The organism is Streptomyces tubbatahanensis (assembly GCF_022699385.1).
GTDB classification, from domain to species: Bacteria; Actinomycetota; Actinomycetes; order Streptomycetales; family Streptomycetaceae; genus Streptomyces; species Streptomyces diacarni.
In genome coordinates this window covers 6,950,839-6,973,004 of the sequence record NZ_CP093846.1, presented here as the reverse complement: position 1 = coordinate 6,973,004, position 22,166 = coordinate 6,950,839, and the positions used below count along the sequence as shown (strand labels likewise).

The window sequence follows — 22,166 nt, the reverse complement described above, 5'->3', positions numbered from 1 at the left end:
ACGAGCGGGTGCTGCGGTCGAGCCAGCCGGACAGCAGTCCGAAACAGGCACCGGTCAGCGCCAGCAGCGCGCCCAGCCAGCTGGGCGAGGTCAGGCCGAAGCCCGCGGCGATCACCATGCCGCCGAGGGAGGCCCCCAGCGAGTTGGCGATGTTGAACGCCGACTGGACGCTGGCCGAACCCAGTTCGGGTGCGTCTCTTCCGTGGTCGAGGATGCGTGCCTGCACGCTGGGGATGGCGGCCATGCCCGCGATACCGGTGAGGAACACGTTCACGGCCACCAGTACGGTGTTCTGCGCCGTGACCATGATCATCGCGAGTGACAGCGACAGCGTCAGCAGCGCGCCGCAGATGGTCCGCACCGGCCAGTCGGTGAGGCGGCCGCCCAGGAGCGTCCCCACGGTCATCCCCGCCCCGGCCAGCGCGAGCAGCGCCGTCGCCGCGGTGGGGGTGTAGCCGCTGACCTCGGTCACCAGTGGCTGGATGTAGGTGTAGAAGGACGAGGTGCCGGCGAAGCCGAACACCACCACGGCGTAGGCGAGCCAGACCTGCGGTCTCCTGAAGAGGCCGAGTTCACCGCGCACGCTGCCCCGGGTGGGCTCCTGCTGCGCGGGGATCAGGGCCGCGAGGGAGATGAGGCCGAACACGCCGATCCCCGCGACGACGATGAACGTCCACCGCCAGCCGACCGTCTGGCCCAGCAGGGTGCCCAGCGGAGAGCCGACGATGTTGGCCATCGGCACGCCGACGAGCACCACCGACAGCGCGCGGCCCCGTCTTTCGGGCCGCACGAGTCCCGCGGCGACGACCGCACCGATTCCGAAGAACACGCCGTGCGGCAATCCGGCGGTCAGCCGTGCTGCCAACAGGAGTTCATGGTTCGGTGCCAGAGCTGACGCGATGTTTCCGAAAATGAACAGACACGTCATCGCGAGCAATATCGTCTTACGGCCGACCCGCATACCGGCGACGGTGAGCAGGGGTGCGCCGATGACGACACCGAGTGAGTAGAAAGAGACGTAGCCGCCCGCATCGGAGATGCTGACTCCCATGTCGGATGCGGCCTCGGGCAGTAGACCTATCATCACGAACTCGGCCGTACCGGCACCGAATGTCGCAATGGCCAAAGCCAGGAGGGCAAGGGGCAACGGGACCTCCTTGCAGGAGTGGGACGTTGGGGTTTCCCGGCTCGCCACGGCGGGCCGTTCTTGCAATGAAGCGTGCCGCAATCCGGGATTAGAGCAAACGGTTTCCCGATAAGGCTGCCCATAATAGGATTCGGCGCCTCTCGTGAACTCGCCCTGGAATCAAGGCAGTCGGGCCGAAAAACTTCCGCGAAGCCGTCCCGCGGCACAGCCGGATTCGGCGTGTCGCCATCGCGGGCCTCGACTGGCCCACGGGAAAAGAGAGTTGCCCGTGACGCGTGCGACCACTGTGGCCGCGAAATCCGTTGCTCACGCATAACTTCCGCGCGAGGGCGAGTCGCAAACCGCGAATTCCACACGGCGCCTTCCTCGGGCGCCGCCAGGGCCGGTACGCGCACAACGGCCTCGGCCACCCCGGGGAGGGGGTGGCCGAGGGATGCCCGTCGCACTGAGGGTTGAGCAGCGGACGGACGTGGGGGGTGCTTCCGGCGCGGGGCCGGATGGCGGGCGTCAGCCGCCGATGTTGACGTCGACGCAGGCGTAGAAGGCGTTGGCCGTGTCGGCGATGTTCCACACGGCCAGCACCTTCTGCTTGCCGGTGAAGCCCTGGAAGTCGACGTGGTGCGAGACCTGGTCGGGGGGTATGGCTCCACCGTCGTTGAACTCGGCGAGCTTCGTGTTGCCGATGAAGTACTGCCAGGTGCTGGTGGCGTGCTTGACGGGCACGTTCCACGTGAAGGTGGTCGAGCTGCCCACGTCGGTGACGTGCCAGCCCTTGCTGTCGTCGCGCAGATCGGCGAAGCGGGAGTTGCCGCCCGCACAGTCCTTGAGCCCCTTGGGGCCCTCGACGCTCTGCGGTTCCCACTTGATCTGGCCGCACTGGACGACGCCGCGGGCGCACTGGTCCTGGCGGCTCGCCGGGTTGGTGACCCAGCCGTGCGCGCCGGCCGGGGTCGCGGTGAGCCCGAGCACCAGCACGGGCGCGAGCCCGACACCTGCCAGTGCCGCTAACTTCCGTTGGATGGACGGCTTCTTGTGCATCTCAGCTCCTTCGGTGAGACGGAGAGCACACATCGGGGATTGGTCTAGACTTTAGCGGCTGACCTGTCCCGGTCAAGCCTCCGGGCGCTCAGCTTTTCGGGGCTCAGGTCTTCGGTGCTCAGCTCTTCGGGGCTCAGGCCTTCGGGACTCAGGCCTTCGGGGCTCAGGCCTTCGGGAACCCGAAGCCGTAGCCCTGTTCCTTCAGCCAGGGCAGGAACTGCCGCAGCGCCTCGTACGACTCCGAGCGGTCACCGCCGCCGTCGTGGAAGAGGATCACCGCGCCGTCGCCGGTCTGCTCCTCGGCGTGCCGGAGTATCACGTCGGCGCCAGGGCGCTGCCAGTCGCCGGGATCGACGATCCAGCCCAGCGGACGCATGCCGTGCCCCGCCGCTATCCGCCGGCTGTCGGGCGTGAACGCACCGCCCGGCGCCCGGTAGTAGTACACCGGCGCACCGCCCGACGCCTTGTCGATCATCTTCTTGGCGTCGAGTATCTGCCGCTCCTGGTAGGCGACCGGCTCGTGGTCCATCCCCGTGTCGTGGTCGACCGAGTGGTCGCACAGCCGGTGCCCCTCGGCCACGATCCGCTGCACGAGCTTCGGATAGCGCTCGGCGTTCGGGCCTATCAGACAGAACGTCGCCTTGACGTGGTACTCGCGCAGGAGATCCAGCGTCTTGGGGGTCCACTCCGGGTGCGGGCCGTCGTCCAGGGTGAGCGCCACCGTACGGCCGCCCTTCTCGGTGTGATGGCTTATCCCGCGGCTCACCTTCCGCGGCGCCCGGGCGCCGCTGTGCGGCTTGGCCTTCGGCTTGCCGTGCGGGGCGGCGGCCTGCTGGGGCACCCGTGTGGCCCGCAGACTCCGGTCCCACCCCGGGTGCGCGCCGGCCCCCGAGTCCTGGGTGCTCGCCTGGACGAACGCCGTCAGCAGACCCACCGCCACCGTTCCCGCCGCGGCGGCCATCGCCACGACCGACGGCCTGCTGCCCCGCTTGCTGTGCAACTCCTGCTCCCAACTGCCCGTTTTTGCCCGTGCTTGTCAATGATGCAGACCACTTGGGCAGAACCACGGTTGCGCCCCGGAGATGAGAGATACGCCGCATTCGAGCCGGGGCGGCACCTGCGCAGGCGTGGGCACCTGGCAGCCTGAGGACGAACCGACCGACAGCTAGGAGAGCACAGGCGATGGCGAGCAGCGCGACATTCACCGAGGACCTGGCCCGTCAGGTGCTGGCGGCGGCGACCGGCGGCCCCGGCGGCAGCGCGCGGCTGCTGTCGCTCGGCGAGAACGCCGTCTTCGCGCTGGACGAGACCGTCGTACGGATCGGCCGCACCCCCGAACTGCTGGCCCGCGCGGAGCACGAGTTGCGGGTGGCGACCTGGCTGGAGGAAGAGGGGGTTCCGGCGGTCCGCGCGGTGGAGCCCGAGGCGCGGCTCGTCGGGGACCACCCCGTCACCTGCTGGCAGCGGCTGCCCGCCGCCGTACGCCCCGCCGGTGCCGCGGATCTGGCCGGTTTGCTGCGGCTCGTCCACGCGCTGCCCGAGCCGCCCTTCGCCCTGCCACCGCGCGAGCTGCTGGGCGGGATCGAGCGGTGGCTGCGCCTGGCCGGGGACGCGGTGCCCAGGGAGGACGCGGCGTTTCTGCGCGCCCGCAGGGACGACATCATCGCCTCGCTCCCCGGGCTCGTCCCGCACCTGCCGCCCGGCCCGGTGCACGGCGACGCGCTGCCCCGCAACGTGCACGTCACCGCCGAGGGCCCCCTCCTGGTCGACCTGGAGACCTTCGCCGGCGACCTGCGCGAACACGACCTGGTGGTGATGGCGCTCAGCCACGACCGCTACGGCCTGCCCGAGGCGGAGTACGAGGCGTTCTGCACGACCTACGGCTGGGACGTACGCGAGTGGGAGGGGTGCGCCGTCCTGCGCGGGGCGCGGGAGACGGCCAGCTGCGCCTGGGTCTCCCAGCACGCGCCGGGCAACCCGGCGGCGCTCGCGGAGTTCCGGCGGCGGGTGGCCTCGCTGCGCGAGGCGGACCCCACCGTGCGCTGGCACCCGTTCTGAGCCGCGCGGGCCCCATGCCGCGGGCGCGGGTGGCGGAGTGCGCCGACTCCGCCACGAAACCGCTGCTCAGAGCGTCGGCCCAGGTCAGACGGGGTGGCGTAACGCTGCCGCAACACCGCTGACCTAGCGTCGTGCCCATGGACACGGAAGCGGACGAGGCCGGCTCCTCTCGGGCCGACCGTGCGCGGCGCGTGGCGAACGTGCTGCGCCGCCAGGTGCTCGACGGCGGCTTCGGCGGCGGTTTCGGCGGCGGGGTGCTGCCGGACGAGCGCGCGCTCGTCGCGGAGTTCTCGGTCAGCCGCAACACGGTGCGCGAGGCGCTCGCACTGCTGCGCGACGAGGGGCTGGTGGAGCGCCGGCGGGGTGTGGGCACCGTCGTCGTGGGCCGTGCCTACGCACACCCGCTCGGCGAGCTGGCGGGCCTCGCCGAGGTCCTCCACCACCACGGCAGCGTCGTCAACCAGGTGCGGGAGGCCCGGCTTGTGCGGCCGCCCCGCGCCGTGGCCCGGCGCCTGGAGCTGGGCGACGGGGAGGAGGCCGTCCATCTGGAGCGGCTGCGCAGCCTGGACGGGGTGCCGCTCTCGCTCGACTCGACGTACCTGCTGCCGTGGATCGGGAAGCCGCTGCTGGCGCTGGAGAGGGAGGCACTGGAGCACCGGGACGTCTTCGACCTCATCGAGTCCGTGGCGGGCACGCCGCTGGGCGGCGCCGAGGTCCGCGTCCAGGCGGTGACGGCCGACGCCGCGACCCGTGCCGTCCTGCGGATGCCCGAGAGCGGCGGCGCGGTGCTGACCGTCGAACGGCTGACCAGCCTCGCCGACGGGCGCCCCGCCGACCTGGAGTTCATCCACCTGCGCGGCGACCGGCTCGTCCTGCACGCCCAGGTGGCCGCTCCCCCGGGCCGCGGGCCGGGCCGGGAGCGGACGCGGTGAGCGCCCCCACGACGCGGAGGGGGGCGCCACGGCTGCTGACGGCCGCGATGTGCCTGTGCGTGACGCTCGTCGTCGGCATGGTCTCCGCCATCAACCTCGCCATCCCCGCGCTCTCGGCGAGCGCCCTGCGGCCGTCCGCCGCGCAGGTGGTGTGGGTCGTCGACGGTTACGTCGTCGTCTTCGCCTGCCTGCTGATCCCCGCCGGGGCGCTGGCCGACCGCGCCGGGCGCAAGGGCACGCTGCTGAGCGGCATGGGCGTCTTCACGCTCGGCTCCCTGCTGTGCGCGCTGGCACCGCACGTCGGGGTGCTCATCGCCGGGCGCGCCCTCAGCGGAGCGGGCGCCGCCGCCGTACTGCCGACGACGCTGGCCCTGCTCGTGGACGGCGTCCCCGAGGCCCGGCGCCAGCGCGCCGTCGCCGTCTGGGCCTCCATGACCGGGCTCGCCGCCGTCCTCGGCAACCTCGGCGGCGGAGCCGCGATCCAGTACGGCACCTGGCGCAGCCTGTTCTGGTGCCTGCTGCCGCTCGCGCTGCTCGCGCTGGCGCTGGCGGCCGTCGCGGCGCCCGTCACAGGCCGCCATCCCCGGCCGCTGGCGCCCGGCAGCACCGCGCTGCTGACGGCCGGCTTCCTCGCCCTGCTGTACGGCATCGTCGCGGGTCCGCAGTCCGGCTGGACGAGCCGTCCCGTCCTGCTCGCCGCGGCGGCCTCGGCCCTGCTGCTGTCCTGGTGGGTGCGGCACGAACTGCGCTCCGGGCACCCGCTTTTGGACCCCCGGCTCTTCCTACGGCCCGCCGTGCGCGCCGGAGCGCTGGGGATGGCCGCGCTGTTCCTCGGCATGTTCGGGCTGATGTACGTCAACGGCCAGTACCTCCAGTACGCGAAGGGGTACAGCCCGCTGGGCGCCGGCGTCCGGCTCCTGCCCATGGCCGCGGGGCTGCTGGCGGGTCCGCGCTGCGGGCTCCTGCTGGAGAGGTGGGCCGGGCGGCGGGCCACGGCCGCGGGGGGCATGCTCGTCCTGGCCTCGGGGCTGTGCGTGGTCACCACCGTGTCCGCGGACACTCCGTACGCCGTCTACGGGCTGGGCGCCACCCTCACGGCGCTCGGCTGCGGCATCGCCACCCCGCTGCTCTCGCACGCCATGATGTCCGCGCTCCCTCCCGAACGCGCCGGCACGGGATCCGGGCTCCAGAGCCTGGCCCGTGAACTGGGCAGCGCCCTCGGCATCGCCGTCAGCGGCACCCTGGTGACCGCGGTCTTCACCGCGCGGCTCCCCGCACCGCTGCGGGGCCCCGAAGCGCCGAGCACCGTCGCCGAGGCCCGCACCCGCACCTCGGACCCCGGCCGGCTGGAGGCGGTCGTGCACGCCTTCACCGACGGCATGCACACCGCCATGTGGACGCTGGCCGCCCTCATCGCCCTGACGGCCCTCGCCGTCGCCCTCTGGTTCCCGCCTGGACACCGCGACGGCCTGCCCCACCAGCCCACGGGGCAGACTCCCCACCATGACCAGACCCCGCATCCGCACCGCACCTGACCGGACGCTGTGGCGCGCGGCCCGGCTCGCGGCCCTCACCGACGCTCCCGACGCCTACAAGAGGGGGCTCGCGGACTGGTACCGGGGCGGGGAGGAGGAGTGGATGGCACGGCTGGAGATGACCGGCACGTTCAACGTCGTCGCCGTGGGGGCTCAGGACGAGCGGCCCGTGGGGCTGGTGCGGGGCGTACCGCAGGGCGCGGAGGTCGCCCAGGTGCGGTCGCTGTGGGTCTGTTCGACCGTGCGCGGCCAGGGGCTGGGCGACCGCTTGCTCTCCCTCGTGACGGGATGGGCACAGCGGTCGGGGGTTCGCGCGCTGTCACTCGCGGTGCTCCCGGGGAACGTCCACGCGCTCGCCCTCTACGAGCGCCACGGCTTCGTCCGGGCCGGCCGGACCGGGGACCCGGTGCCCTCGGGCGCGCGGGAACACCTCATGGCGAAACCGCTGCGCTGAGCCGGGCGGCGCTCCCCCTGGCGCGCTACGCCGGACGCGTGTCGCCATCCCGGGCCGCGGTCCCGCGGAGGAACAGCCGCGGGTCTCACCCGGGAGGAGCCGCGGGCAGCCAGCCCCGGCGGGTCAGTTCGGTGACGAAGCGGGCGTAGCTCTCGTCCAGGGCAGGCTGCTCCTCGGGCACCGGGTCGACGGTGTGCCCGGCTGCGGTCATGTGGCGGGCCGCCTCCTCCAGCGAGGGGTGCAGCGTGCCCGTGGCGGCCAGCAGCGCTGCGCCGAGGGCGGTCTCCGCGTGCGGCGCGACCCGCAGCGGGATGCCGAGCGTGGTGGCCCGGATGCGCGTCCACAGGCGGCTGCGGCTGCCGCCACCCGCGGTGTGGAGCGGGGCGGAGACGCAGACGCCGAGCGCGCGGATCCGCTCCAGGGCGAGCCGTTCGAGGAAGGCGACGCCCTCCAGGTCGGCGCGGTGCAGGTCGGCGTCGTCGGCCGGGGTGCCGAGGGTGAAGCCGTGCGCGGCGCCGCTGACGAAGGGGAAGCGTTCGCCCGCCCGGCGCAGGGGATAGCTCACGCAGGTGGCGGGGGAGCGCTCGGCCGCGGCGTCGAGCGCGGCCAGCTGCTCGGGGGCGCGGTGGGCGAGGGCTTCGCCGCCGGTGCTGGAGGCGCCGCCCGGCAGCCACCAGCCGTCCGGGTGCCGGTGGCTGTAGAGGGCGCCCGAGGGGTCGGTGACCAGGTCGCGGGTGACGCCCTTGAGGACGTACGTGGTGCCGAGGACGCCCACGAACTGTCCCGGCGACACGGCGCCGGTGGCGAGCTGTCCCGCGCAGCCGTCGGTCATGCCGAGCCGCACCTCGCACCCCTGGGGCAGCCCCGTCTCGGCTGCGGCCCGGGCGCAGACGGTACCTGCCGGGGTGCCGGGCGGCTGGACGGGCGGGAGCCAGTGCGCGGGTATGGCCAGCGCGTCCAGGACGTCGGCGGGCCACTCACCGGCGCGGGGGTCGTACCCGGTCTTGAGCGCGTGGCTCCAGTCGGTGGCGACGGGTGCGCCGGTCAGTGCGCGGCCGAGCAGGTCGGGGGTGTGGGCGATGCGCGCGGCGCGCGGGTCGCAGGGCGCGTGGCGCGCGTACCAGGCGACGCGGCCCAGCGCGGCCGTGGGTCCAACGGTCAGTCCGAGGGCTCGCCATCTGGCGGCGCCGGCTTCCTGCGCGCGGGCGTTGAGGCCGGCCGCCCTGCGGTCGTCGTACATGGAGGCGGGTGCCAGCGGTGTGCCGTCGGTGCCGGTGAGGACGAGGGTGCCGGAGGTGGCGCAGACCGCGACGGCTCTCACCTCGGCGCCGCGTGCGGGCAGCATCGCGGTGGCCCGGCGCAGTGCCAGGGCCGTCGCCGGCCACCAGCGGGTGGCGTCCTGCTCGCTGCGTCCTTCGCCGCCGCGGACGGGCCGGGGCAGTTCGGCCCTGCCTTCGGCCCGTACGGTGCCGTGGGCGTCGACGCACAGGACGCGGACGGCGGCCGTGGCGACGTCGATCCCGGCGACGACGGGCGACGGCGCCGGGGCGGCGCCGGGGCGTGCTCCGGCGGCCGGGGTGGTGCTGTGCATGACGGGCTTCCCTTTCCGTGCGTGAAATTCACATGTGTTGTGTGAAGAACGGGGCCCGGGGTCACTCCCCCACCGGCGCGACCCGCACCTCGGTGTGCTCCCGCAGGTCGGCCACGAGTCCTCCGGGGACCCCGTCGTCCACCACGACGTGGTCGAAGTCGGCGACAGGACACAGCCGGTGCAGCCCGGTGCGGGCCACCTTGGAGTGGTCCATCAGCAGCGCCTTGCGGGTACCGGAGGCGAGCATGGCGCGCTTGACGAGGACGACGTCCTGCTCCTGGTGGAAGGTCGTGTGCGCGTCCATGGCCGAGGTGCTGACCAGCACGAGGTCGACGGCCGTCGCCTCGATGGCCTCCACGCAGGGGACGCCGAGGAAGGAGTCGTGGGTGGGCGAGTAGGCGCCGCCCAGCGCGAGGAGCCGTATCCCCTCGCACCCGGCGAAGACGTCGACGATCCGGCGGGCGTTGGTCAGCACGGTCAGCGGCGCCTTGTCCCGCAGCAGCGGGCCGAGCGCCAGCACGGTGGTGGAGTCGTCCAGCATCACCGACATACCCGGCTCGACCAGTGCGGCGGCGGTGCGGGCGACGGCCTCCTTCTGCGGGACGTGGACGCCCAGGCGGTAGTCGAGGTTGCTCTCGAAGACGCTGGTGGGCTGCGCGGAGACGCCGCCGCGGAAGCGGCGCAGCACGCCGCGCACGGCCAGCGCGTCCAGATCGCGGTGGATGGTCATCACGCTGACACCCACGGCCTCGGCGAGCCAGGTGACGGTGACCGTGCCGTGTGCCAGGACGAATTCGGTGATGCGCTCCCTGCGCCGTTCGCGCGAGCGGGCGGTGCCGGTGGGCGGCGTCGCGGAGTGCGGCATGGCCACGCGCCCGCTCAGTCCGCGGCCGCGGGCGTCGCGGGGGACGCGTGCGGGGCGGCCCCGGCGCCGGGTGCGGTCGGCACGTTCAGCGCGCGCAGCGCTGTGCGGGCCCCGGTCACCTCGATCTCGGTGACGGCCGCGTTCTCCAGCCGGGGCAGCACCAGCCGGTAGCGGCCCAGGGGGATGCCGAGCATGGCGCACAGCGCGATCCGGAAGGCGGTGTTGTGCGCGACGACCAACGCGGTGTGCCCGTCGTGCGCCGCCGCCACCGCACGCAGCGCCTCGCACACCCGGGCGGCGACGGCGGTGGGCGGTTCGGAGCCGGGGAAGGCGCCGGTCTCCGCGTCCTGCTGGAACGCCTCGACGAGGCCGGCGTCCTCGGCTCTCATCTCGGCGAGGGTGCGGCCCTCTCCCCAGCCGAAGTCGGCCTCCCGCAGGCCCTCGTGGACGGCCGGGGTGACCCCGAGCGCACGTGCGGCGGGGGCGGCCGTGCGCCGCGCCCGCTCCAGCGGTGAGCTGACGACCGCGTGGACCGGCGCGCCGAGCGACCGCTGGTGCGCCCACCCGGCCAGCTCCTCGGCCTGCCGCAGCCCTGTGTCGGTCAACGCGACGTCCGAGATGCCGGCGTAGCGGTTCTCGGCGTGCCAGACGGTCTGGCCGTGCCTCACGAGCAGGAGCCGGGCGGTCATGCGTCCTCCAGGGCGTCGGAGCGGTGCGGCCATTGGGTTTCTTCACGCGGAGCGCTATAAATATAACAATCTTCTTGTGGAGAAGCGGGACCACTGCGCGACCGCCGTCTGGAGGGCGTACGGCCATGACTGAGACCGCCGGGGCAACGGCAGGGACGATCATCGGTGTCGACATCGGCACCTCCGTCACCAAGGCCGTCGCCTTCGACCGCGACGGCCGCTCCCTGCACACCGCAGCGCGGCGCTCCACGCTGCTGCGCGGGCCCGGGGGCGTCGTCGAGCAGGATCTGGAAGAGGTGCTGGCCGGCGTCGCCGAGGTGGTCGCGCAGGCCGCTGCCGCGCTGCCCGGCCCGCCCGCGGCGCTCGCCCTGACCGGTCAGGGCGACGGGCTGTGGCTGCGTGACGCCGAGGGGCGCGCGGTACGGCGCATGATCTCGTGGATGGACGGCCGCGCCGCCCCGCTCGTCGACCGCTGGCGGCGGGACGGAACGGTCGGGGAGATCTTCCGCGACACCGGTTCGGGCACCTTTCCCGGCTGTCACGGACCGCTGCTGGCCTGGCTGGCCGAGCACGAGCCCGGCACGCTGGAGCGTGCGGCGGTCGCCGGGTACTGCGTGGACGCGATAGCGCAGCGGTTGACCGGCACGGTCAGCGTGGACGCCTCCGACGCCACCCTGCCCTTCCTCGACCCCGTCACCCGCCGCTACTCCCCCGCCGCGCTGGCCGCCTGCGGTATCGAAGAGCTGGCCCACCTGCTGCCCGAGCCCGCCGCCCCGCACGCCGTGCTGGAACTCGACGAGCACGGCGCGGCCCTGCTGGGGCTGCCCGAGGGACTGCCGGTCACCTCCGGCCCCTACGACCTGCCGGCCTGCGCCCTCGGGAGCGGCGTGCGGGAGCCGGGAGACGGGCTGCTGACGGTCGGCACCACGCTGGCCTGCCAGGTCCTCACCGACCGTGCCGGGCGGGACGGCGCCGAGTGGGACGGCGAGCCGGCCGGGATGTGGCTGTGCACCCCGCGCACCGACCGCTGGCTGCGGGCGCTGCCCGCCATGGTGGGTACGGCGGGAATCGACTGGGCGCTCGGTGTCGTCGGCGCTTCCACGCAGGAGCTGGAGGCGCTGCTGGAGCGCAGCCCCGCGGGTGCGCGCGGGGTGACGGCGCTGCCGTTCCTGTCCGAGGCGGGGGAACGCGCCCCGTTCGTCTCCCCCGGCGCCCGCGCCTCCTTCGAGGGCATGTCCCTCGCGCACGACCGCGCCGACCTGATCCGCGCCATGTGCGAGGCGGTCGGCTACGCGGCACGTCACTGCCTGGAGACCGCGGGGCTCTCGCGGACGCCGGCGGCCTGCGGCGGCGGCACCAGGTCGGCGGGCTGGATGCGCACGTTCGCCGGAATCCTGGGCCGGCCGGTCCGGGTTCCCCTGGAGGCGGAGGTGGGCGCGCGGGGCGCGGCCGTCGTCGCGCGCGCCGCGCTGGGTGATCCCGTGGACGAGGAGCGCTGGCACGCGGGATACCGCCTCGTGGAGCCCGACGAGGAGGTCAGGGCGCTGTACGAACAGGGGTACGCGGACTACCGGGCACGCGTCGAGGCCGCCAGGACCCGCTGGGAGGGCTGAGCGCGCGACGCACGGCCTGAGCCCCCGGCCTCGGCGCACGGCCTTGTCGCTTTTCCGCCAGTCCCCATCCGGCGTGACCCGTAAGACTGGAGGGGAACGAGAAGGGACGCGCCATGCACCGCACGCACACCGTCATAGACAGCCCCCTGGGCCCCCTGACCCTGGTCGCGACCGAGGGGACGCTGTCCGGCATCTACATGGATCCTCACCGGCACCGTCCCGCTCCCGAGACGTTCGGCGACAGCGACGCGAGCGCCTTCGGCGCGGCGACGGAGCAACTCGGTGAGTACTTCGCGCAGGAACGCACCGCGTTCTCGCTTCCCCTCGCGCCGGAGGGCACCGGCTTCCAGCGCACCGTGTGGGCGGCCCTGGAAGAGATCCCCTACGGCGAGACCCTCTCCTACGGGCAGCTCGCCGAGCGGATCGGCAGGCCGGGCGCGGCACGGGCCGTCGGGCTGGCCAACGGGAGGAACCCGATCAGCATCGTCGTCCCCTGCCACCGCGTCATCGGCTCGACGGGGCAGCTGACCGGGTACGGCGGCGGACTCGAGCGCAAACGCCACCTGCTGGACTTCGAGCGCGGTGCGCCCGCACCGCGGGGTGACGGCACGCTGTGGTGAAACGCCGGTTTGCCCGGCGCGTCAGCGGCCACCCGTGCGGCGTCACAGACTCCGTCGTTCGAGGAGGACACGATGCTCCGCGCCCTCGCTGATGTGCTGCGCTCGATCGGTGGCGCCATCGCCACCGTCGTCACGCTCCCCTTCCGGGCCGTCGCCCGGCTGCTCGGTGGGGCGTCCCACTCGGCGCGCCGCCGCCGGGTATGAACGGCCGGCCCTCAGGACCGGGTGACCAGTGGCCCGCCGAAGTCCAGCAGGACCTTCGGCGGGCCGCTTCGTCCGCGCTCCAGGAGTGCGAAAGCGTGCCGCACCGCGTCCGCCGACTCGGCCGCGACGGCCTCGGCCACCAGCGGCCCGGCCTCCAGCACGCCCCGCTCGAAGAGGGCGACCGTGCGGTCGTAGTGGCTGATGCCGTGCTGGATGCCGAGAACGTCGACGCCCTGGAGTGAGAGTTCGCCGGGGACGAAGGAGACCGGCTCCCTGGCCACCCCGACCAGCGCCACGCGGCCGCCGCGCCGTGCCATGCGCAGCGCGGCCGTGAACGCCGAGGCGGCGCCTGACGCCTCCACGATCAGTGAGTAGGCCCCCTCGGGTGCCTCGTCGGCATGGTGGGCGGCGTCCGCGCCGCAGCCCAGTGCGAGGTCGAGTCCGGCCGGGTCGATGCCGACCGCGTCGACGCCGGCGGCGTAGTGGTGCGCGAACTGCACCGCCAGCAGGCCCATGGTGCCGGTCCCGATGACGGCCACCCGGTCGTCGAAGCCGAGCTGGGCGCGGCTGTACGCCTCCACGACGGAGACGGCCGGTTCGATCAGCGCCCCCGTTCCCTCCGGCAGCCCGCTGGGCAGCGGCGTGAGGGCGTGGGTGGGCACGCGCACATAGTCGGCGGCGGCGCCCTGAAGGCCGTACAGACCGGTCTCCCGCAGGGCCGCGCACCTTTGGGGTCGCCCCGCGTGGCAGGCGGCGCACCTTTCACACGGCACCATCGTCCGGCCGACCACGGGAGAGCCGACGGCGGGTGCCCCCTCGGGCGGGTCGTCGGCGTAGGCGGCCACCTCGCCGTACCACTCGTGCCCGAAGACGTGCGGGAACGTCGTCCGCCCGTCCTGGAGGAACGCCGAGGTGCCGTGCAGGATCTCCAGGTCGGTGCCGCAGATACCCACCTGCCGGGTGCGGACCAGCACCGTGCCGGGTTCGGGCGCGGGCACCGGAACCTCGGCCAGGTCGGTCTGCCGCAGGCCGGTGATGCGCGCGGCACGCATGGTGCCGCCGGGCCAGTTCCCCTTCAACGGACGTCCTTTCGGGCTGCTCACGACGCGGGGCGTGCGGCACGCCGTGCACGCGCGCCGCTCGCTCTCCGGTGGATCATGGCACGGGGCCGCCTCGGCGCACCGCCCGGGTATGCGGGGCGCCCAGGGGAGCCCGCTGGTGGCGGGCGCGGTGGCCGGTGGTCAGGCGCGGCGGAGCGCGACGAACTCGTGGGCGTCCTTGGACCAGCTGTCCTCGGCCAGCCAGCCGGAGAGCGTCGCGACGCGGTGCAGGGCCGCCGCCCCCACGCGGGCCCAGGGGAAGGGGGTGCCGGCGGCGCCGCCCGCGCTCTCCATCCAGACGTGCAGCCGCTGGTCGACGTCCTCGGTGGCGACCTCCGCGAGCAGCAGGCCGCCGGGCGGCACCAGCCGGGCGACCCGGCGCAGCAGCAGCGCCGGGTCTCCGCCGATGCCGATGTTGCCGTCCATGAGGAGCGCCGTGTCCCAGGTGCCGGGCGCGGGCAGGGGTTCGAAGACGGAGCGGCGCAGGGCGCTGCCGCCGCGTGCGCGGGTGCGGGCGACGGCGGCCGGGTTGAGGTCGATGCCGAGCGAGGGGTGTCCGTCCGCGTGGAGTGCGGTGACGAGGCGGCCCGGGCCGCAGCCGATGTCGAGAACGGTGCCGCGGCAGCGGTCGAGCACGCTCAGGTCGGCGGCGTCGGCCGCCGCGCACCAGCGCTCCACGTCCAGCGCGAGCGACCAGCCGTCGCGGGCCCGCAGGTGGAGCGGCCCGCGGCCGTTGCCGATGGCCTCGGTGTAGGGGTCCTCCGTCCAGGCCCCGGCCCGCCCTGTCATGGCCGCGCCTTTCCCCGGCCGCCGGGGAGGCGGGGGCGGTGGGGCCCCGCGGTCCGCACGCCCGAGGCGTCGGGGTCCAGCAGGCGTACCAGCCGGTCGTGGGCGGCGGCGAAGCACGTGCCGGGGGCCGCGGCGGCGACCGCCGCGGCGTCGTCCGGCACGTCCACGTCCCGCAGTTCTGGCAGGTCGCGGACGCGCAGCCCGGCCGCCACCAGCCTGGCCCGCTGGGCACGTCCCGTGGTGGGGGTGGACATGGGGACACCGCGCAGCAGAGCGGGGTCGGGGGCGGCCAGTCCGAGCGCCCAGAAACCGCCGTCCGCCGCGGGCCCGAAGAAGGCGTCGTGCTCCCGCCAGGCGTGCGGTCGCGTCGCGGGCGCCAGGAGCGCGGGGGTCAGCTGCGGCGTGTCCATGCCGACGAGCAGCGCGGGCCCGTCGCACAGGGCGAAGGCGGCGGCGAGCCGCTCGTCGAGGCCGCCCTCGCTCTGCGGCACGATCTCGAGCCGCCCGCCGCCCTCCTCGGGCCCCGGCAGCCAGGGCCCCGGTCTGCCGTCCAGGACGAGGACGCGGCGCCGGGCCGGGGCCGCCAGCACGGCGCGCAGCGTGTCGGTGAGCGCAGCCGAGGCCAGCGTGGCCGCACCGTGCGGGGTGAAGACCGGGCCGAGCCGGGTCTTGGCCCGCCCAGGACGCGGCTCCTTGGCGATGACCAGCAGCGTGGTGGGCGCCCGCATCACCGAACCTCGCCCCGTGCGGGCGGGGCGCCCGCGGCCCGGCGCGCGGGGGCGCACGGCCCGAGGGCGACCTGAGCGGGCGGAGGCGGGGTCCGGCGCGTCATACGGTCTTCTCCCTCGGACGCATGCGTCGGTCCCTCCTCGGGTCGCTGCCGGGGTGGAGCTGAGGTGCGTGGACGGCCGGCCGCGGCCGGTGTCAGAAGCTGTCCGGGAGCCACGGCGTGGGTCCTGCGGCCAGCGCGTCGAGCAGGGCGAGGTCGCGTGCGTGCCCTTCCGCGAGGCCCAGCCGGGCGGCGTGCCGCAGCGTGAGGGCCCCCGCGTACCAGGCGGCCAGCGTGCCCGCGGGCAGGCGCACGGCGCGCGACGAGGGGAGGCCTGCCGCGGGGCCGCCGCGCTGGGCGTGCAGCAGCCCTTCCTCGAACGTCAGCGCGTAGCGGGCGCTCTTGCCCTGGGGGGAGACGACCTCGAGACCGACGCCTCCGCGCGGGTGCGGGTCCCAGCCACGGGCCTCGAGGGCGCGCCGTACGTCGAGCAGCGTCAGCACCCACGGGTAGCGGCCCTCCTCGCGTACCGCGTACTGGTCGAGCGCCCACTGCAGGGGGCTGGGGCGCGGCAGGACGGAGCGGCGGAAGCGGATCTCGCGCACCTGGGGGGAGCGGGCGGCGACCGCGCCGAGCAGGGCGGGCAGCGCGGCCAGTCCGTCGTGCCAGAAGTCGTGCACGACGGCGGCGACACCCCAGGGGGCGCACGGCTGCACCGTGACGGTCGCGTATCCGGCGAGGTCGTCCTCGCGCATGACGCCGAGTGTCAGCGCTCCCTCGGTGACGCGCCGCTTCCAGCCGTGCCACCAGGCGGGGCGGCGGACGGGGCCGTTCCAGCCGGCGGCGAGCCGCTCGCGCAGCCGGGCGCAGGCGGCCTCGTCGGGTACGGAGACCGTGAAACCGCCCGGGTCAGGGGGGAGTTCGGCCGGGTGCAGCACGTACTCCGAGGCGACGGCGGCCGACTCCCAGCCCCAGCGGCGGTAGAGTCCTGGCGCCGGGGTCCAGGCGGCGGCGAGGTGCGCTCCGTGTTCGTGGCGGAGCCGGTCGGTGCCCTCTTCGGTGAGGCGGCGGGCGAGTCCGGCGCCGCGCTCCCACGGGGCGACCGCGAGCCAGGCCACGCCGCCGGAGGGCACGGGGCGTCCGCCGAAGTGCTGCGCGAACGGCAGGAAGAGCCCGCCGCCGAGCACCTGGGACCCGCGCACCGCGACCATGCCGGTGCCGTGGGCGAGCAGGGTGGGAGGGTCGTAGGGCGTCTTGCCGAAGGCCTGCCGGGCCAGTGCGAGGTAGCCCTCGGTCTCGGCGGCGTCGGCGGCCGTGCCCACGCGGGTCTCCATCAGGGCGCCCCCGTGGTGAAGTACCCGGCGGCCGTGTCGCATACGTGAGCGATCTCGGCGGCGTCGAGGTCGGGCCGTATGGGCAGGCACAGGGTCTGCCGGGACAGTTCCTCGGCGACCGGGCAGTCGTGGCGCCGGGCGGCGGGCCCCTCCAGCGCCGGCTGGTGCGGCAGGGGTACGGGGTAGCGGACCACGGCGTCCACACCGGAGGCGGTCAGGTGGCCCAGCAGCCCGTCGCGCGCCGCTTCGGTCTCGGTGCGCACCTGGAAGAGGTGGTAGACGTGCTCCCCCTCCTCCCCCGGCTGCTGGAAGCGCAGCGGGAGGGGCGCGAGCCGTTCGCGGTAGGTGGCGGCGAGGGCGGTGCGGCGGGCGTTCCAGGCGTCCAGTCGGTCGAGTTTGTGCAGCAGTACGAGCGCCTGGAGGGTGTCGAGGCGCGAGTTGTAGCCCAGGAGGCGGTGGTCGTTCTGGTGCGGCTGCCCGAAGTGGCGCAGCAGGCGCAGCCGTTCGGCCAGTTCGTCGTCGCGGACGCTGACGGCTCCGGCGTCCCCGGCGGCGGCGAGGTTCTTGGAGGGGGCGAAGCTCCAGCAGCCGGCCGCCGAGGCCGTGCCGACGCGGACGCCGTGGCTGCGCGCCCCGATGGCCTGTGCGCAGTCCTCGACGAGCGCGACCCCGGCGTCGCGGCACAGGCGTGCGGCGCGCGGCACGTCGGCCGCCTTGCCGAACATGTGGACGAGGATCACGGCGCGGGTGCGCTCGGTCAGCGCCTCGGGCAGCCGGTCCAGGTCCATCAGGAAGTCGTCGTCGCGGCAGTCCACGTACACGGGTGTGGCGCCGCGCCTGGCGATGGCCTGGGCCGTGGCGTGGAAGGAGTTGGCCACGGTGACCACCTCGTCGCCGGGTCCGACACCGAGCGCGTCCAGGGTGAGGATCAGCGCGTCGGTACCGGAGTTGACGCCGACGGTGTGCGCGGCACCCAGGTAGCCGGCAAGGCGCTGCTCGAACTCGGCCACCTCCTCCCCCAGCACGTAGCCGCCACGCAGCAGCAGCTCTTCGATCCGCGCCAGCAACTCCTTCTCCGCGCCCTCGAACTGCGCGGAATAGCGGTACTTGGGAACGTGGCGGTACGTGGAGGCGTGCCCCTCGCCCGGAACGGTGTAGCCGCCCACGCTCAGTGCTCTTCCGCGATCCGGCCGTCACCGCGCCCGTAGTCGTCCTCCAGGCGCACGTTGTCCGACCCGTCGTCGTAGGTGGACACCTCCACCAGCACGATGTCGGTGACGCCCTCCACGCGGTGCACGGCGCCCGGGTCGACGTGGGCGAGCGTTCCGGCGGGCATGGGCAGCCGCAGCGTCTCGCCGTCACGCGTGGCCCGGTAGTGCATCACCGCCTCGCCCTCCAGGATGAAGTAGCTCTCCCTCTTGTGCTCGTGGTACTGGAGGGAGGTGCGGTGCCCCGCCCTGATCCGGATGAACTTGAACCCGTAGGGGCCGTCCGGCTCCTCCTCGTGCAGCCAGCGCTCCTGGCCCCACAGCTTGACGACCTTCTTGGTGTCGGCGAACTCGATGACCCGTACGCCCGGCGCCACCTCGCGGGGCGTGCGGGAGGGGTGCGCGTCGGTGTCGTCCGCCGGCTCGCTGATGGCGGTGAAGACGGCGTCGGTCGCGGGGCTGCCCATGGCGGTCCTTCCGTGGCGGTTTTCCGGGCCGGCCCCCGGGGAGGTTTTCCGGGGCCCGGGGCTGGCTAGCGTGCGGAGATGTGCAGGGGTGCCTGGCGTCCGTGGTCGTGGACGACGGGGAAGAAGACCTCGGGCGGCCAGGTGAGCAGGTGCCAGACGGCGCCCGCGACCGAGCGGTTGTACGGCCAGGCGGCGGGTTCCGTCATGCCCCAGCGGGCGAAGGCGGTCAGCAGTACGGGGTCGGCCGGCACCCACGCGCCGTCGATGTCGAACTCCACCCAGTGGTGCAGGGTGGTGAACGGCGGCGCCACCAGCAGCCCGGCCCCGTGCCTGGCCCTGATACCGCGCCGCTCGGCCTCCCGCAGCAGGAGCCGGGTGGGGATGAGGCAGTTGGCCAGGCGGGTGGCGCGCGAGAAGCCCTCGTCCTCGATGACACCGTCGGGCAGCACGTACAGCTCCCAGTCGGCGACGAGGGAGAGCAGCTCGGAGCGGTCCGCGTCGAACACGTGGGTGTCGGACGGCAGTCGCGCTCCCACGGTGAACATCCCCGGCGAGGTCTCGCGCAGGCTGCCGGGCTCGCCGTGCCGCTCCAGCCCCGGCACCGGCGTGAACGCGCAGGCGCCCCGGTGGCTCTGGCCCGCGCACTCGGCGGCCAGCCGAAGCTCGTAGTGGTGCGGCTCGCCCTTCCGCGCGGCGGCGTCCATGTCCGACGCCTTGTGCCTGAGCGCGCGGAAGTAGGGCGAGGGCAGGTGCAGGTAGGTGCTGATGTTGTGCAGGTCGGTGCGCTCGAAACGCCGCTGACCGCCCGCACCGCGGTGCGGGAGTCCGTGGTCGAGGAGAGCGTCGAGGAGGTCGGGCCCGATGGCCCAGAACTCCTGCGCGAAGGCGGCGTCCTTGGCGAAGGTGCGGTGCGCGTCGGGGACCCGCAGGATCCGGTCGACGGCCTGCCTGAGCGTCTCGGGCGCGAACACGTCGGCCACCGGGGCGCTCACCGCCGCGCCCCGGCGGCCCCGGCAGCACCCGCGTCCCTCGCCGCGCCGGCGGCCCCGGTCTCCTCCGGTGCCTTCACCGCCCCTGCGGCCTTCGGCACCGCGGCCACGGCGTGCAGCGCCGCCTCGATGCGCTCGCTCACCGCCTCGCGCAGCACCGTCTCCAGCGGCGGCCTGCCCCTGCGCGCGAGCGCCCGGGCGGCCTCGTCACGGATCCGCAGCCCTTCCGGGGTGGAAAAGACGTAGTGCCCCGCGATGACGGCGCGCTCGACGTCGGTGGCGTCGGTCGCCTCCAGCATCCACTTGCGCCACTTGCCGCTGTCGTGGGCGAGCCGCAGGAAGTCCTCCTTCGCCGCGCCCAGTTCCATCTCCTCCAGGACGCGCAGCAGGGCGCGGGTCTCCGTGACGCCGTACTCCGGCGCGACGTTGAACGCGTCCACGCCCGCGCGCAGCAACGAGGCGGTCTCCTCGGTGGTGAGGTAGTCGCAGTTGTGCGCCTTGAGCCGCACGCCCTCCTGGTGGCAGATGGCGGCCAGCGTGGAGACCTGGCGCAGCGTCTCGCAGCGCGCCTGCGGGTCGTGGAAGCGCCCCACGTTGCGCAGTTCGGCGACCTTGGTGCCCGTCTGCGCCACGACGTAGCGGGGCAGGGGAGCACCCGCCGCCTCCACACCCTCCAGGACGAGGCGGAGCGCCGCCTTGAACTCGTCGGGGTCGTTGGTGGAGACGTCCTGCGGCTCGAAGCCGATCTCGTACGCCACTTCCCTGCCCCGCGCGGTGGCCTCCGCGTGGCAGCGCGCGTACAGCTCCACCAGCCGGGCGGCGGCCGTCCGCGCGGAGACCGGGCCCGTGCCGGGCCGCCCCTCGGAGGTGTCGATGTGCAGCAGCCCGAACCCGGCGTCCAGGTCGGCGGTGAACGAGCGCACACAGGAGTCGAGCGCCTCGGCCGGGTCGGCCAGCCGCGCCTCGGCCGTGTGCATCCAGGGGCCGCCGTGGTCCCGGCACAGCGTCGTCAGCCCTTGCGGGTCGCGGGCGCGTACGTACGCGGCGAACTCCTCGGTCGTCCAGCCCAGGTAGCCGCCGCCGAACTCGGCCGCGTCCACCTGGCGGCGGCTGGGGATGAGCATGAGCGGCGTGCGGGTGCGCCGGGCGACGGCGAGCGCCGCGTCGACGGTCGTGCGAGAGACCGGGCCGATGCCGACCACTGGTTCCATGGATGTCTTCCCCTGTTCGTGGGGGCCCTGATCGCGGGGCCCGGAGTTCCTGGGACGTTGTGCGGCATACGGCCGGCCGGGGCCTCGTGCGGCATACGGCCGGCTGAGCCTCGTGCGCCGCGCAGCCGGCTGGGCCCCGTACGCCGCGCGACCGGCGGGGGCGGGCTGCGGCGCGCGGGCGGCTATCCGGAGCGGAACGCGCTCAGGTCCCCGATACGGGAGTCGGGTGGCCAGGTGCACCAGGGGAACGTCTCGTAGGCCGTGGCCCCCGCGCCCTCGGCGTCGAACCAGTCGGTGGCCCGCGCGTGGTGCAGGTGCACCATCCGGTCGGAGTGGCGGTCGAGCCCGCCGTGCAGGTCGGCACGCCAGGCGAAGTCGTTGTCCGCGCCGCCCCACCCGGCGGTGAACCGCTCGTCGTAGCCGCCGATCCTGGTGAAGAGGCTCTCGCGCAGCCACACGCAGGCCCCCGGCGTACGGCGCAGGAAGACGCCCCGCAGCGCGTCCCTGTCCACGGTGGGCCGCCCCTGCGCACACCGCTCGTCGACGGCTTGGTGGCTGGAGGCCTCGTCCAGGTACAGCATGTCCACGAACGGCCAGTGCGCCTGGGTGCCGGGCGCACAAAACCGTTCGACGGCACGCGCGACGAAGCCGCGGTCGACGAGGATGTCCGCCTCCAGCACGCAGACCAGCTCGGCGGGGCGGGCCCCGTGCACGACGCCCGCGTTCAGCGTCCAGGCGTAGTTGAAGGGGCCGGGGTTCTCGGCGAAGAGGTAGGTGTCGCACCAGGGCGCGTACACGCTCTCCCAGCGGGGCTCGCTGTCCGCCTCCACGACGACGACGCGGTAGCGCTCGCGCGGGTGGCTCTGGTCGTTGAGCGCGTGCAGCACGGCCGCCAGGTTGCGGGTTCGGTCGCTGTCGCCCCCGCGCTCCCTGAACGGGATGACCACGGCCGCGTCGACCGGCCCGCGGGGGGCGGCCGGTGGCCGTGAGGTGCGCAGGATCTCGCGCGCTCCGGGGGTGGCGAGCCGGGCGGGCCGCTCGCTCCCGGTCTGCATGCGCAGCCGCGAGCGGCACTCCGCTTCCCACACCAGTTCCGCCAGGCGCGCGACCTCGGGCGCGTCCGCGTGGCGCCTGAACCGGTCGGCCAGCGACACGGTCAGCCCCCGGCACGCGGTGACGTCACCGGGGTTCTTGCCGACCGTACGGGCCAGCGTGCGCAGGTCGGCGTCGGGCAGGGCGAGGACCGCGTCGGTGACCGCCTGGTGCGCCTCGCGCGACCATACCCAGAAGCCGGGGGCGGCGGACTGGGCGAACGGGTCGGCGACGAGGGCGACGCTGCTGACCGCGGCGTCGGCGAGGGTCGCCGGGTCCTGGTGCCTCCAGCTCATCTGACGGGTCCTCTCGGCAGGGGCTGGGCTCATCGTGGGCCCGGCCCCGCAGCCGCTGATAGCCCCGGATGACCGCCCGCATCGAGCTGTGCGGATGGGGGTAGCCGTTCGGCTAGGGTGCCTTCCTCGCGGCTCGTGCTCCGTTGAGGCTGCCAGTGGCCGCCG

At 74.4% G+C, this 22,166-nt stretch carries 21 protein-coding genes and 1 pseudogene; 7 read left to right on the top strand and 15 right to left on the bottom strand.

The window, feature by feature from the left end:
- Nucleotides 1-181 precede the first annotated feature (181 nt).
- The 3 genes and pseudogenes from MMF93_RS29880 to MMF93_RS29870 all read right to left on the bottom strand — a co-directional run.
- Nucleotides 182-1,084 (bottom strand): annotated as a pseudogene (locus tag MMF93_RS29880) (MFS transporter); the annotation flags it as partial.
- Between the two features lie 570 nt (nt 1,085-1,654).
- Entirely contained in the window at nt 1,655-2,185 is a 531-nt protein-coding gene (locus tag MMF93_RS29875) for a lytic polysaccharide monooxygenase auxiliary activity family 9 protein (protein WP_242756282.1), read from the bottom strand.
- Between the two features lie 163 nt (nt 2,186-2,348).
- A complete protein-coding gene (locus tag MMF93_RS29870) occupies nt 2,349-3,185 on the bottom strand; it encodes a polysaccharide deacetylase family protein (protein ID WP_242756281.1) in 837 nt (278 codons plus the stop codon).
- A gap of 182 nt (nt 3,186-3,367) precedes the next feature.
- On the opposite strand from MMF93_RS29870, the gene MMF93_RS29865 reads away from it, so the two are divergent.
- The 4 genes from MMF93_RS29865 to MMF93_RS29850 all read left to right on the top strand — a co-directional run bounded on the left by MMF93_RS29865 (nt 3,368) and on the right by MMF93_RS29850 (nt 7,164).
- A complete protein-coding gene (locus MMF93_RS29865) occupies nt 3,368-4,243 on the top strand; it encodes a phosphotransferase enzyme family protein (protein WP_242756280.1) in 876 nt (291 codons plus the stop codon).
- 137 nt (nt 4,244-4,380) lie between these two features.
- On the top strand, nt 4,381-5,175 hold the full coding sequence (locus tag MMF93_RS29860) for a GntR family transcriptional regulator (RefSeq protein ID WP_242756279.1): 795 nt from the start codon (nt 4,381-4,383) through the stop codon (nt 5,173-5,175).
- A complete protein-coding gene (locus MMF93_RS29855; protein ID WP_242756278.1) occupies nt 5,172-6,710 on the top strand; it encodes an MFS transporter in 1,539 nt (512 codons plus the stop codon). The genes MMF93_RS29860 and MMF93_RS29855 overlap by 4 nt, the downstream gene beginning before the upstream one ends.
- Entirely contained in the window at nt 6,679-7,164 is a 486-nt protein-coding gene (locus tag MMF93_RS29850; RefSeq protein WP_242756277.1) for a GNAT family N-acetyltransferase, read from the top strand. The genes MMF93_RS29855 and MMF93_RS29850 overlap by 32 nt, the downstream gene beginning before the upstream one ends.
- An 85-nt stretch (nt 7,165-7,249) precedes the next feature.
- On the opposite strand, the gene MMF93_RS29845 is transcribed toward MMF93_RS29850, so the two are convergent.
- The 3 genes from MMF93_RS29845 to MMF93_RS29835 all read right to left on the bottom strand — a co-directional run bounded on the left by MMF93_RS29845 (nt 7,250) and on the right by MMF93_RS29835 (nt 10,309).
- The gene (locus MMF93_RS29845) at nt 7,250-8,755 is read right to left on the bottom strand and encodes an FGGY-family carbohydrate kinase (RefSeq protein ID WP_242756276.1); all 1,506 of its coding nucleotides are present in this window, start codon (nt 8,753-8,755) and stop codon (nt 7,250-7,252) included.
- 61 nt (nt 8,756-8,816) lie between these two features.
- On the bottom strand, nt 8,817-9,620 hold the full coding sequence (locus tag MMF93_RS29840) for a DeoR/GlpR family DNA-binding transcription regulator (protein ID WP_242757851.1): 804 nt from the start codon (nt 9,618-9,620) through the stop codon (nt 8,817-8,819).
- Nucleotides 9,621-9,634: 14 nt separating this feature from the next.
- Complete coding sequence (locus MMF93_RS29835) at nt 9,635-10,309, bottom strand: histidine phosphatase family protein (RefSeq protein WP_242756275.1); 675 nt, start codon at nt 10,307-10,309, stop codon at nt 9,635-9,637.
- Nucleotides 10,310-10,434: 125 nt separating this feature from the next.
- Between MMF93_RS29835 and MMF93_RS29830 the strand changes: the two genes are divergently transcribed.
- From MMF93_RS29830 to MMF93_RS33450, 3 genes are all read left to right on the top strand, one after another.
- Entirely contained in the window at nt 10,435-11,922 is a 1,488-nt protein-coding gene (locus tag MMF93_RS29830) for an FGGY-family carbohydrate kinase (protein ID WP_242756274.1), read from the top strand.
- A gap of 113 nt (nt 11,923-12,035) precedes the next feature.
- A complete protein-coding gene (locus MMF93_RS29825) occupies nt 12,036-12,542 on the top strand; it encodes a methylated-DNA--[protein]-cysteine S-methyltransferase (protein WP_242756273.1) in 507 nt (168 codons plus the stop codon).
- Between the two features lie 72 nt (nt 12,543-12,614).
- Nucleotides 12,615-12,746: an LPFR motif small protein gene (locus MMF93_RS33450; RefSeq protein WP_274709520.1), complete on the top strand. Its 132-nt coding sequence runs from the start codon at nt 12,615-12,617 to the stop codon at nt 12,744-12,746.
- A gap of 11 nt (nt 12,747-12,757) precedes the next feature.
- Here the strand turns inward: MMF93_RS33450 and MMF93_RS29820 are convergent, their stop codons facing one another.
- From MMF93_RS29820 to MMF93_RS29780, 9 genes are all read right to left on the bottom strand, one after another.
- Nucleotides 12,758-13,825 carry a zinc-dependent alcohol dehydrogenase gene (locus MMF93_RS29820; RefSeq protein ID WP_242756272.1) on the bottom strand — a complete coding sequence of 356 codons (1,068 nt, stop codon included), beginning with the start codon at nt 13,823-13,825 and terminating at the stop codon, nt 12,758-12,760.
- 162 nt (nt 13,826-13,987) lie between these two features.
- The gene (locus MMF93_RS29815) at nt 13,988-14,635 is read right to left on the bottom strand and encodes a methyltransferase domain-containing protein (RefSeq protein WP_242756271.1); all 648 of its coding nucleotides are present in this window, start codon (nt 14,633-14,635) and stop codon (nt 13,988-13,990) included.
- Nucleotides 14,632-15,363, bottom strand: coding sequence for a TIGR04282 family arsenosugar biosynthesis glycosyltransferase (locus tag MMF93_RS29810; RefSeq protein ID WP_242756270.1), 732 nt, complete (start codon nt 15,361-15,363; stop codon nt 14,632-14,634). Before MMF93_RS29810 ends, MMF93_RS29815 begins: the two co-directional genes overlap by 4 nt.
- A 196-nt stretch (nt 15,364-15,559) precedes the next feature.
- A complete protein-coding gene (locus MMF93_RS29805) occupies nt 15,560-16,738 on the bottom strand; it encodes a GNAT family N-acetyltransferase (protein ID WP_242756269.1) in 1,179 nt (392 codons plus the stop codon).
- Nucleotides 16,738-17,904 carry a DegT/DnrJ/EryC1/StrS family aminotransferase gene (locus MMF93_RS29800; protein ID WP_242756268.1) on the bottom strand — a complete coding sequence of 389 codons (1,167 nt, stop codon included), beginning with the start codon at nt 17,902-17,904 and terminating at the stop codon, nt 16,738-16,740. The genes MMF93_RS29805 and MMF93_RS29800 overlap by 1 nt, the downstream gene beginning before the upstream one ends.
- A gap of 2 nt (nt 17,905-17,906) precedes the next feature.
- Nucleotides 17,907-18,413, bottom strand: a complete 507-nt coding sequence (locus tag MMF93_RS29795; RefSeq protein ID WP_114022503.1) for a cupin domain-containing protein — start codon at nt 18,411-18,413, stop codon at nt 17,907-17,909.
- A 65-nt stretch (nt 18,414-18,478) separates the two neighbouring features.
- Nucleotides 18,479-19,405 (bottom strand): hypothetical protein, encoded by a 927-nt coding sequence (locus MMF93_RS29790; protein ID WP_242756267.1) that lies wholly within the window; start codon nt 19,403-19,405, stop codon nt 18,479-18,481.
- Complete coding sequence (locus tag MMF93_RS29785; RefSeq protein WP_242756266.1) at nt 19,402-20,613, bottom strand: class II D-tagatose-bisphosphate aldolase non-catalytic subunit; 1,212 nt, start codon at nt 20,611-20,613, stop codon at nt 19,402-19,404. The genes MMF93_RS29790 and MMF93_RS29785 overlap by 4 nt, the downstream gene beginning before the upstream one ends.
- A gap of 182 nt (nt 20,614-20,795) precedes the next feature.
- Entirely contained in the window at nt 20,796-22,001 is a 1,206-nt protein-coding gene (locus MMF93_RS29780; RefSeq protein ID WP_242756265.1) for a galactosyltransferase-related protein, read from the bottom strand.
- Nucleotides 22,002-22,166: the final 165 nt, after the last annotated feature.